11 protein-coding genes are annotated in these 11,286 nt (G+C 59.3%); 5 read left to right on the forward strand and 6 right to left on the reverse strand.

The genetic code is table 11. The features are described 5' to 3' along the window. A partial coding sequence (locus BRA1253DRAFT_RS33670) for a BadF/BadG/BcrA/BcrD ATPase family protein (RefSeq protein WP_007601697.1) occupies positions 1-883 on the reverse strand: 883 nt, incomplete at its 3' end. Positions 884-995: 112 nt separating this feature from the next. Here BRA1253DRAFT_RS33670 and nagA point away from each other — a divergent pair. Together nagA and BRA1253DRAFT_RS44745 are read left to right on the forward strand one after the other, a co-directional pair. Further along, entirely contained in the window at positions 996-2,171 is a 1,176-nt protein-coding gene (nagA, locus tag BRA1253DRAFT_RS33675) for an N-acetylglucosamine-6-phosphate deacetylase (RefSeq protein ID WP_007601698.1), read from the forward strand. A 1,346-nt stretch (positions 2,172-3,517) separates the two neighbouring features. After that, entirely contained in the window at positions 3,518-3,739 is a 222-nt protein-coding gene (locus BRA1253DRAFT_RS44745; RefSeq protein WP_035994433.1) for a hypothetical protein, read from the forward strand. Positions 3,740-3,882: 143 nt separating this feature from the next. On the opposite strand, the gene BRA1253DRAFT_RS46355 is transcribed toward BRA1253DRAFT_RS44745, so the two are convergent. Continuing rightward, positions 3,883-4,038 (reverse strand): hypothetical protein, encoded by a 156-nt coding sequence (locus BRA1253DRAFT_RS46355; protein WP_007601702.1) that lies wholly within the window; start codon positions 4,036-4,038, stop codon positions 3,883-3,885. 809 nt (positions 4,039-4,847) lie between these two features. Then, positions 4,848-5,252, reverse strand: coding sequence for an alpha/beta fold hydrolase (locus BRA1253DRAFT_RS45645; RefSeq protein WP_245286025.1), 405 nt, complete (start codon positions 5,250-5,252; stop codon positions 4,848-4,850). Positions 5,253-5,499: 247 nt separating this feature from the next. Between BRA1253DRAFT_RS45645 and BRA1253DRAFT_RS33695 the strand changes: the two genes are divergently transcribed. Next, positions 5,500-6,096: a phasin family protein gene (locus tag BRA1253DRAFT_RS33695; RefSeq protein WP_007601704.1), complete on the forward strand. Its 597-nt coding sequence runs from the start codon at positions 5,500-5,502 to the stop codon at positions 6,094-6,096. A gap of 987 nt (positions 6,097-7,083) precedes the next feature. Continuing rightward, positions 7,084-7,485 (forward strand): response regulator transcription factor, encoded by a 402-nt coding sequence (locus BRA1253DRAFT_RS33705; RefSeq protein ID WP_371261352.1) that lies wholly within the window; start codon positions 7,084-7,086, stop codon positions 7,483-7,485. Positions 7,486-7,608: 123 nt separating this feature from the next. Here the strand turns inward: BRA1253DRAFT_RS33705 and BRA1253DRAFT_RS33710 are convergent, their stop codons facing one another. Further along, positions 7,609-8,373, reverse strand: coding sequence for an outer membrane protein (locus BRA1253DRAFT_RS33710; protein WP_007601711.1), 765 nt, complete (start codon positions 8,371-8,373; stop codon positions 7,609-7,611). Between the two features lie 949 nt (positions 8,374-9,322). After that, positions 9,323-9,514 carry a hypothetical protein gene (locus BRA1253DRAFT_RS33715; RefSeq protein ID WP_007601712.1) on the reverse strand — a complete coding sequence of 64 codons (192 nt, stop codon included), beginning with the start codon at positions 9,512-9,514 and terminating at the stop codon, positions 9,323-9,325. 413 nt (positions 9,515-9,927) lie between these two features. On the opposite strand from BRA1253DRAFT_RS33715, the gene BRA1253DRAFT_RS43945 reads away from it, so the two are divergent. After that, complete coding sequence (locus BRA1253DRAFT_RS43945) at positions 9,928-10,191, forward strand: hypothetical protein (RefSeq protein WP_007601713.1); 264 nt, start codon at positions 9,928-9,930, stop codon at positions 10,189-10,191. A 676-nt stretch (positions 10,192-10,867) separates the two neighbouring features. Here the strand turns inward: BRA1253DRAFT_RS43945 and BRA1253DRAFT_RS43950 are convergent. Beyond that, positions 10,868-11,146, reverse strand: coding sequence for a hypothetical protein (locus BRA1253DRAFT_RS43950; RefSeq protein ID WP_157158664.1), 279 nt, complete (start codon positions 11,144-11,146; stop codon positions 10,868-10,870). Positions 11,147-11,286 lie beyond the last annotated feature (140 nt).

The following is an 11,286-nucleotide window of genomic DNA, read 5'->3' on the forward strand; positions in this document are numbered from 1 at the left end:
TGCTGGCCAACTCAAGCCGCCCTCGCGCCACCAGTAATGCGCCGGCCGCCGCGTCGGCATCAGGACACCTCAGGCGCGCGCGCAGGTCTGGCGTCAGCCACGGCGTAATGGCATCCGCGAGCCCGCCTACCAGCGAGAGCCGGTCAATCCCTCTCGCCAGGAAAAGATCAAGCAGATCGCCAATGGCATCGGCCGCGCGTTCGACAATGCGACGGCCGACCGGATCGCCCTGGTTGGCATGCCGTATCACGATCGGCGCGAAGGCAGCGTAGTCTGTGGCCCTGGCTTCTTCCGACCAAGCCACCGCCTGATAAGGATCATGATCGAATGCGCCCAGCACCTCCGAAAGCAATGGGGTAAGCTCGCCGCGGCGATCCGCGGCCCGCAGCGCCAATCGAACAACCTGCAGGCCGATGTCGGCTCCACTGCCTTCGTCCGACACGGGAAAGCCATAACCCGCGACACGGATTTCGCGGCCGTCGATCAGACCGACACCCACCGAGCCTGTGCCGGCTACCACGATGGCGCCATCCGCGCCGCTATGGGCGCCGAGACAGGCCGCCAAACCGTCGCTGATGAAGATGACGGACGCAAAGGGATGCGCGATCTTCTTGAACTCTGCTTCCGCGCCCCGGCGGCCAAAACCAGCGAGACCAATTCCGGCGTGCATCCGCGCGAAATCCTCGCGCATCAGTCCGGCCTCTGCGGCAGCCGCTTCCGTGGCCTGCATGATGGAGCGCCAAGCCTTCTCGGAGCCAATCCGCGTGGTGGCGGGCCCCGAGATCGCTGCACCGAGCACCTTTCCATTTTCGTCCTCGATCCGGGCACGGCAGCCGGTTCCGCCGCCGTCAACGCCGAGATACGTGGTACCTTTTGTTCCCATGCAAAGTTAACGCGAAGGTTTCGCTTCGGGTCCCGCCGGAGCTAGTTGGTGTACATGTCCTGCACGGGGCTCCCCTCACGAGTCCGTGACTGCCATTGGTGGATGAATAGTGATGGGCCTCGCCGGTTCTCCCTCTCTCACGATTGCCGCGCAGCACATCTTCGATGGTGCCGACATGCGCGGCCCGGGGTCGGTCAGGATCTCGCAGGGGCGGATTGAGAGCGTCACCTTGGGCGAGGCTGAGACGCCCGCCTCAATCCAGCTTCCCGCAGACGCGATCCTTGCACCTGGATTCATCGACATCCAGGTGAACGGAGGCGGGGGCGTCCTTCTCAACGACCAGCCAACGGAAGCTGGCATTCGACGCATCGTTGAAGCGCACCGCGAGAAGGGGACCACCAGCTGCTTGCCGACTCTCATCACCGATCGTATCGAGGTCATCGAGCGATTGGCTGCTGTCGCCAAGGCTTGTCTAGAGATTCCGGGCGTTCTCGGCTTTCATCTGGAAGGACCCGCTCTCAACAGGTCTCGCAAGGGCATTCATCCGGAAGCCGAGATACGCGTCCCCGATCGGCGCGATCTCGCTGCGATCAAGAGTTTCGGTGTGCTTGGGCGCTCCGTTCTGACCTTGGCCCCAGAATGTGTGCCCGAGTCCATGATCGATGAATTGATCGGCGCTGGATTGCGTATCGCGGCCGGCCACAGCGACGCCACCGCAGCCGAAATCGGGCAGGCGGTCGATCGCGGTGTCTTGGGGGTCACCCATCTGTTCAATGCCATGTCGCAGTTGAACGCCCGGGAGCCGGGCCTGGTGGGCGCCGCGCTTTGGGATGACCGGCTGTTTGCAGGCATCATCTGCGACGGCATCCACGTTGACCCCACTAGTTTGCGTGTTGCCTTCCGTTGCAAGGGACGCGATCGATTGATGCTGGTCAGCGACGCCATGCCATTGGCGGGCACCGACGACCGGCAATTCATGCTGCACGGAAGGCCGATCACGTTGCACGAAAACCGCCTGACGGGCCCCGATGGCACGCTCGCTGGCGCTCACCTCACCATGATCGAGGCGGTGCGCAACGCTGTTGCGCTGCTCGAAATCTCCCTTATCGATGCTCTCATCATGGCCTCTCGGACGCCCGCGGCATTTCTCGGGCTTGAGTCCGAGCTTGGACGCATAGCGCCGGGATATCTCGCGGAGTTGGTCGCCTTCAATCGGAACTTTGAAATCGTCGGCACGTGGGTAGGCGGTGTCGGTTCGATGGGCAGACAACTTCACGCTGAGGATTGAAGGAGAGGACGCAAGTCGGCCGCCCGGTTCATAGCGGATCACCGACTCGCAACCGCGACACTGAAGCGGGCGATGTCGGCATCTCTTCCGCTGGTGCTTGGGACGTACCGCCGCACCGCCAGTGACAACCTGGTAAGGAGGGCTGTCAAAGAGCCCTGAGGGACCCGACAGAGCTGAGGCTGAGGACTACCTGGACCGTTCTGTGGTCTGCAAACACGCTCAGTCTCCCTTCTAAATAGGTATGAGCGTCGCCCTGCGTGCGCCTGCAAGCATCCGGAGTTTATTCCGATCTACTGCTTGAGTGAGCACAGGTGGTCACGAGCAGCATGGTCCGGGTGCATTGCCAATCGGTTCCCAACATCGGTTCATAGACTCCACGAGGAGTACCGATGGCCATAGTAGTACCAGCCGCCATCAAGACAACGACGGTCAGCGCGAGCATTCGATAGGTTGTCAATTTCCACTTCATTGCGCTTCCCTCCAGTGGAAGCGCACACGCTACGCTCGGTGATACTTGCCGCTTGTGAACTAGCTCACACAATGCGCATCACAGCCGTGTGCAGGAGGCGCGCCAGCGTGAACTGACGGGCCTCTGATCGTGTCGGCAATCAGATTCAGTTCATCGGCTGCCCCTTTGCACAACAATCACGGTTCGCCGAAGACGACGTCACTGACCTTCATCTTGATCGGCAAAAGTGGGTCTCCTCAGAAAGCGGAGCGGCGGACGTCATCGCCGGCGCTGCGGTACGGGGACATGGTGGTTATCGCGACGGGCAAGCTGCGGCGCTGCCGCCGGTTCCCTCATCGATGAGGTTGCGTCAGGTGAGATCTGGCAGAGCGCCGTTCACTGAGATGGTGTTGTTGGTCATCTGTGTTGGTTTCCGCTAATACCGGTTGCGGACGATGTGGTGGCGAGTTTTTCGTAACAGCAGTCTCCACGGGTCACGTGAAGGCGATGCCGACTCCCGGTCCAACCAGAGCTACAGGTTGGTCACGTTATACCGAGACATAGGTCCGCCATGACGTCGTCCAAGCGGCGTTTGAGGGCTCTCGGCATTCGCTGCTCCGGCCAGGCTGCTCACCGGTTGGATGACGCGCCGCGTATGACATCGTTCCGGCAACGCGGACTTTCCCGGTCGAGGCAGCCCAACTGACCCGTTTTCGAAGGCGCAAAGCGGAGGGAACGATAACGCGACAATATCTTTGACTCGGTGGACCACCGCCCGCCGTTTGAGAACGGCGCCTGTAGCGGATAACCAAGGGCTCAAAGGCCCGCTGCTCAAAAACATGCGCTCGCGCGGATAGCCAAAGGCGGTGGTCCCGTTCCGAGCGGTGAAAGAACCAGCTTGAAAAAGCCGGCAAAAACGCGCGAAGAACTCGACGCGGCGATCAAGCTGGAGATGGAAGACATCTGCGAGTTGCCCACGGATATCACCGTCTCGGTCGTCCCCTGTCAGGATACTTGGAAGGTCGCGATCATGACGGACGGACGGCGGGACGCGGGGCGGTCCGAGATGATCGAAACGATCGCAGACCGGCTGCGGACCGAATTCGACTTGAAAAGCTGAACAATCGGCTCTACCGCCCAGGTCATCCGGCACGTCGCCAAACTTGCTGATCACGGTTGCGTCTCCGAAGTTGCCCGTCGCCAGATCTCCGCTGCGGCTGAAGGCCAACCGCGCCGACAATGCCGAGCTTCCGCGAAAGCGCCTCAGCTTTCATAGGCGGCGTTCGGGTTGACGTATTCGACCGCCTCGCCGGCGGCAATGCCGTCGTCGGCGGCCACGAAGTGCAGGGCGACGTAGTAGGTGACCTCGGACACCCGATCGCGGTTGCTTTCCACCACGAAAATTTTGTATCGCACCATGCCAGTCCTACCCAAAGGGGCCGCTACCGTAATCCGATGGCGGTCTGACGTCGCGCAAAAGCGAAAGGGAGTGCAGTCGTGCGGAACCGTTGTACGTGCGGTTGAGCTCCAGGAGGAGTTGTTCTTGAGAGCTGCGGCAGGTTTGCACCTCGCGCGGACCGGGTCGTTCCCCTAGTCCGCCCCTAGCCGATCTGTAGAGCGCCGCAGAAAAAGCTGGATGTGGACCTCGAACGGACGATCAGCGGAAGCGTCTGACGCCGCGGTCCAACTTAAGAGGAATTTGCTACCGAATTGACGGCTTGGGCAATGACGGCAGGATCTGCATACGTCACCATATGTCCAGCATTCGAAACCAGATGAAGCAGGGAGCGATGCAGCGCCTGATGTAGATTTCGCGCCTGTGTGGGTTCTATCACTTGGTCCTCTGTTCCGTGGAATATGCGTACTGGGCAGCCGATGCGTGAATAGCAAGCTTGGAATTGCACTGCAGTTGGAACGAGGAGTGCACTTTCCTCCGCAGCCGCTCTCAGTTGTTTGGGCCTGAGCGTTAGAGAAGCTGGAAATTCATTCTTAAACGTTTGCGGGACAGAACGGGGCGCGAAAATTTGCGAATGGTCCCGGGCCAGATGGCCCACGAAATGATCGGTGCGACAGTGTAACTCACCAAGTCGCCCAACACCGGTACGGCCGAACCCGACATCAGCCATACGTCCCATCGCACGGTCGGGAAGTAGTACCCGGACGCAAGCACAAGTGCCCCGGATGGGACAATCCTTTCGCAGGCTGAGAGTGATCGCGACAAGAGCGCCTCAGGAATGGCCCAGCACCACAGGATCGCGAACCCCGAGTTGATTTAGCGCCTTCGCCAGCAAAGCGGCTTGAGCTGCTGCGGTCCAGACTCGGAGCCGCGGCCGTTGACTATGCCCGAAGCCTGGACGGTCGAAGCAGACCACATGATTGCCTTGCGCAAGAAGGTCGACAAGCCCGTTAGTCGTGAAATCCTGGATCATGGATCTGTTGCCATTGAACAGCACGACGCAAGGAGCCGCAGGATCACCCCGCTCGATATAGTGGAGACGCACACCCGCGCATTCGAGGAACTTGCCGACTGGCGGATTCTTCCACTCCGCCAGTTTGGAGAAGCCGACGGTACCGATGGCGAGAAGTACGAACAGCGAAGCCGCGATGAGCAATACGGTTTCCGCAGTAGTCATGACTGAGCCTTGATGACGCGGGTTCGGCAACATCGTGATGCCGAGCGGTGCCGGACCTATGAAGCCAATTCACAAAATAATTGGAAGTTGAAGCGCTCGTTCCTGCGCGTGATCCCGGAGCATGATTAAAGTTGCCTCGCCCCGGAACGGGCAAAAAGCGAGCACGTTTGCTTGCCTAGGATCGCACTTGTGACGGACACGCACAGGACCCGATCTCACCAACAATAACATCGATGGAGCAACAAAAATGGCCAATGCACGCCCGGAGGAAAAGCCTACTCAAAATGCTGAAGAGACAATCCGACGCGCTGGCGAAAGGAGCACTGAGCAAACCAGACGGATCGGATTAGCCGCGGCTGAGGCCGGCGAGGAGGTGGCTCAAGCTAGCAGCCATTTGCTGCAACAAAATGCCGAGATGCTGAAAAACACTTGGCGTCTTGGCGTCGACATGGCCACGGCGCTGTTGGGTCGCTCCACTGACCTGCTTGGCCGAACACTCGGTGTGACAGGTGACGAAGCGCAGCGGGCAACGGAACGCTCCGCCCGCAACGCCGAAGCCATCATGTACTCTGCCACAGCTGTCGCAAAAGGCGTGAATGGTGTCTCACGCGAGTACTTCGATTTCGTGCGACAGCAGATGGAACTGAGCATGGACCGCATGAATGAACTCTGGCGCTGCCGAACTCCTCACGATCTCGCAGTCGTGCACACCGATCTAGTGCGCGACACGATCAGTAGCGCCTTAGATACTAGCCGTCGGATTGCCGACATGTCCCTCAAGGTGGCTGACGACGCCGGAAACCATATAAGTCAGACCGTCGAACGCATGAAGCGTGCTGCCTAGCTGGAGCTGCCGCTTCGGTGGCGCGAGCGGCCGAGCCGCTCGCGCCTTGCAGAGAACCTGCCAATGGCAACGATACTGACATTTCAAAATGGCGCTGTTTTCATAAGAACAAAGACAGCTAGACGAGGTTAGAGAGCAAACCCGCGAGGTGAGATCATGCGCCGATCAGATATGGCTTCCATCCTGCTCCTGGTCTTTGGTTTGGTGCCCGTGGCTGCCTCTGCTCAGCAAACAGCACCAGATCCCAACGAAGTCCCGACCCAAGTCCGGCCGGAGCGACCATCACCACAGTCAGGCCAAGGCCAAACGCAAACGGCTCCCGTCCAGCCAGAGCGGACACCGCAGCAATCAGATCAAGCGCGCGACTCAGACCGTCAGAGCGCCGAGGACACACGGGTCAACCGAGATTGGACGGCCCGGCGGCAGCGTAGCGAGGATCGAATGGATATGGACCGTATGCGTCAGCGACAGATGGGCCGTATGATGGAGCAAGATGAGGATCATCGAACCACCGGCCGAAGCTGGCGTCGCAACGATGACGATATGGACCGCGATTCTAGATATGGGTCAGCGGACCGCAGCGAAGGCCGCTACTATAACGAAATGCGGCCTCATGCTCGCGTCAAGACCTGCATTGAATATGAAAACGGCGACGAGTTCTGCCGGTACCGAGATTGAGGCGGTACTTGGAACCTGCCGCGTGCTGCCGTCGGCGTTGCCCATACGGTCCGGTGTGATCTCCTCGGCATCTTGCGGCGCAACTTGAAGCTCGGCACAAGTGTAATTCAGCACACACCTGTCGTTCGCCGCACGATCGTGGTGCGGGAGCGCGTCCAGGGAGGTGCCGGCGACCGGATCCGCTGGATCGTCTGCTCCGGTTCGCCGTGATGGCCGTGTCGGCCATAAGACGGTTAATTTTTCCTGTCGCCGATTTTGGCGAGTTGAACCGCCCCTGCCAGAAATCGCGGTCCAGAGCTGCAACAGCAATTGAAGGCACTTAAAGTCGCGCTACCAATCGTCTTCCTCACTGGCTACGAAGATATTCCCGTGCGGGCCATAAAAGCGGGTGGCGATGACTTCCTCACCAAGCCGGTTACACCGGAGCAGTTGCTCGGCGCCATTGAACAGGCAGTGGCCCGCCACGCAATTATGTTTAACGCGCGACGCGGGCTGCAACAGATGCAGGCGCTGCTGGCGACACTGACTGCGCGTGAACGGCAGGTATTCGAGCTTGTCGTGCGCGGAAGACTCAACAAGCAGATCGCGTCTGAATTGGGAGCGACGGAGCGGACAATCAAGGCACATCGTCATCGAGTGACGGAGAAGATGAAAGTGCGGTCTCTGGCAGAGCTGGTCACGATAGCTCAGCGGCTCGGATTGCTTGCTTAACGAATGTGGCCGCGATGAACGTGCTCTTCCAACTTAGACACCGCAAGGTAGCAAAGGCCAAGAAAATCATAACCACAAAAAAGCCCCGGCGTGCCGGGGCTTTGGTTTGCGAAGATGAGGGGATCAGTATCTGGCCGCGACCGGTGCGCCGTATCCACCGAAGCGGTAGTTCAATCGAAGCGTGACCATATCCACATCTTGGCTGACCCCGCTGCCGGTGAGGACAAACCCTCCGGGAGTGACTACGCCTGCGAAGCCGGCATTATCACGCCCCATCCAGAGATGGTCGTATTCGATACCGAACGACCAGTTGGGCGTGAAGCCGTACTCCCAGCCCACGCCGAGGGCGCCGCCCCAGCGCGTGTGGCCAGCCGATGCCAGGCCGACCCCGGTGACGTTGTTGAATATATCGAACCGATTGCGCGTCACGGCGCCGCCGCCCTTCACGTAGAATAGCGAGGCGTTCCACGCCCAACCGAGTTGCGCCGTGAAGAGCCCGATGGCGTCAATCTTACCGGTTGTCGAAATCAGCGGGTCGATCAGACTGACGCGCGTGTTCTTGATTTCGGCCCAATCTCCTTGCGCTTCCAAACCGAGCACAAATTGATTGGTTTGCCAGCGGTACCCGATCTGTCCGCCAGCGAGGCCCCCGGAGCGATCCGCGCAACCACCTGCGACTGTCCCTGCGGGCGTCACGAAATCCACACAACCGTGGCTTTGCCCCCAACCGCCGTTGGCGCCGATGTAGAAACCGGTCCAATCATAGATCGGCGCGACCACCGGGGGCGGGGCCTTGACGTAAGGCTTAGCCGCCAGATCAGCCGCTGATGCAGGTGCCGCCATGCTCACGGCCAGCAAAGCCACGCCACTTAACAAAATCTTCTTCATTACTTGCGCTCCATCCACGTTTCAGCCCAAACGACGCCGGTTCTTTTGCTGTCCGGAATTCCAGCCTTAAGCTAGCTGATTCAATCAGCAGGCGGTGTGCCTAGGCTGCAACAGCCGGGAAAATTCGGCAATACGCGCGCTTCAGTTGTGTCAGCGCTATTGACCGATCAAACTAAGGATCCAAGTCTTCGAGGCTGCGCCCGCGGTGTCGCCAGTTGGCCCAAACGCGAAGTGCACGATCTGCCCTAGTCGGATCGCGGGGGAAAAGCGGACGTTGCACAGAATTCGCGGCCGGTCTTACTGCGCTAGAAATCCGACTGCGACAACCAGTGCCACAATGCTTCCGAAAATTAGCAGTGCCGGGAGGGATTTTCGGGTCATTGGCCTCGTCGTATGGCGCGCAGCCGATTGACCGGGTTGAGGTCCAAGCGGTCTCTGGGACCGCACGAGTTTGCCCTCTGTCGTAGGCGTTCGAGCCTTTGGTTCCGGAGCCGCGCCTACGCGTCCCATCTCGCTGTAATAAGCGCTGTAGACCTCGCGAACGGCTAGAGCGGTGGACTCGGCCTCGCTCATTGTCTCGAGCCGAGTTTGATAATTTGTCGGAAAGCTTTGGGCGCTGGACGGCAGGTCGTCCACTCCTCCACATTCAAACGACTATCGCATTGAAGCTTCGTTCTAATTCTGGCTCGATAGTGAGTGCGCTACCGCCTACCTACGGTGCCAACCTACGGGTCATCGAAAAAACTGCCAAGACGCGCAGCATGGTGTGACAATAACGCATTTTTCTTATCGGCCTGCGACCGCGAATACCTGGAGCGATGTTGGTTCAATGCCAGCATTGGGCGAAGCTGGAGGCCGGAACGCTGGAGAGCGATGGGGTGTGAAAATGAAAGCTGCCCCGCCTCAATTGGCGTAGTTGCAATGTACCGAACAACGCTCGTCGGGCGGATCAGGCTGTATGTCGAAGAGAACTTACATAATGCTTGAAGAAGTGATCAAGCTTCACTGGTTCGCCGGTATCTCGCCAGAACAGTTTTTTACCGAGGCTGGCCGCCACCGCGAGGCGGTGGTGGCCGCCGATTAAAGTATGATCATCCGATGCTATGGCGATGACTTCGCCGTCTTCGTCCATGATTTTCATGTGCCGCCTCCAATTCAGCGCCCCGGTCAGCGCCGCCGCGATGGTGCGCAATGTATCTAACCTCTTGCGCGCTCTGGGCGTTCCAACCCATGAAGATCACAGCGGCGGCCATCTGCGGCTTTTGACGCCGGCCCTTATGCACGAGTGAACGCAGCCAGTGCGCCAGCCACTTCGCAACCCACGCCGGTGCGGCGCGCGGATGATGCGTCGGCTGGGAACAGTGTCAGGCGTAATCGCTTGGCAGTCATCAGTCCTTTCAACTCTTGCGAGCTACGATCACCGAGGTGGACGTTTTCGGCAGGGAGACTGCGACTGTAACCGACAACAATGCCGACCTTTCGAGGGAGTTTGCCACTCTTCGAAAGCATGGCGACCGCAGCAAGGCCCTGGCGGGGGTGCAGCAATGAGCGAGGTTGTCCAATTCCCCGGAGCCCAGCTGCCTGCCGCCGGGTATTCCGAAGAGCATATCGAAACTCCACTCGCTGGCGTTCCGTGATCTGGAAGGACGGATTTCCGACTGCGAGAGCATGGCCCAGATCGCCGCGCAACTGATGTGCAAGCACGCCAGCGGTTACGGCAAGCTCGTCTTCGCGGTGTGCAACACGGGACGAATGCTGAAGGCGCTCATGGCCGACTACTATGCCGCTTGGCACAACGAAAAGCCGATCGAGCCATGAAGCGCCGGCAGCGAATGATGACGCATCGCCGAAAGGGGAGGCGGTAACCCGGCGTCAACGAGTAGCGCGGTACGATCGATCATCGCGGACTGGTGACGAGTACCGCGGTACGCATGGGCATTGAGAACCCGTCGGCTACCGGAGCGGCTTTTTCATGTGTCAGATGTTTTTCAGAGCGGCCGCGGCAATCCATGGGTAACGCTCGGTCCAATCCGTGCCGTGCGCGATAGCAGCCGCACGCGTTTGTCCGCAGATACGTCCTGCTCTCTTGCGAGGTAGCAAAGGATGGGGAACGGCGGATGCGCTCGCTCCAAGGCACGCTGGCGATTTCAAAGCGTTCGGTCATTATCAAAAAATAAATAATCGGGAAACAAATTAAATGTTGAAAAATATTTAAAATAGAATTAATTTGAGGGTGCCTGGCGCCGGACGAACGCGTCTGGCTACCGAGAAACGGCTCCCGCATCCCGCCCCTGCTTACGCCATGAGATGTGAGGGGCCGTTTCTTGGCCGATGCTGAGGCGGATCATGCTACGCATGGCTGACTTGTTTCTCGTCCTATGACAGCAGCGGTGTTACTGGTTGAAATCGCAATTTTTATTGTTCTCGTGATGATTTAACTGACGCGAGAAACTGAAAGTAGATGAGAAGCGGCACGCGATCGCGCATGGTCGTCTCAGTCAGCTCGCCGCCCGTCGTACGGTCGGCGGGTTTTTATGTTGTGGAAGTGGAAAAATGACCCGCCGGTCACACCGGCCTTTTCGTCATTGCTCACGAGCTTGGGCCGCATGCCCGCCAGTTTCATGTAAGCAAGCCGTCGCCAGATCAGGTTCACAAGGGCTGTGAGTGCATTTAGCCGCTCGAGGCGGACTTCAGCGCGGGTGCAAAGCGTTCGGAGAATGTTGCGGCCTTGCCATCCCGGGCTGCAGAAAGGGCCGCCGAGATAATCGTTCAACACCCCACGAATGCGATCGGCAGTAAGGCCGCACCGAAAATAGTTTCCGCATATTACCCTCCTCGAGGTCAATGCCGTTCAGTTTTGGAGGGCGTTGTTTCAGCGTCATTCCGTGTGAGGCTCGAAACGGTTTCGTGCAC

This window comes from Bradyrhizobium sp. WSM1253 (assembly GCF_000244935.1).
In the GTDB taxonomy this organism is placed as follows: domain Bacteria; phylum Pseudomonadota; class Alphaproteobacteria; order Rhizobiales; family Xanthobacteraceae; genus Bradyrhizobium; species Bradyrhizobium canariense.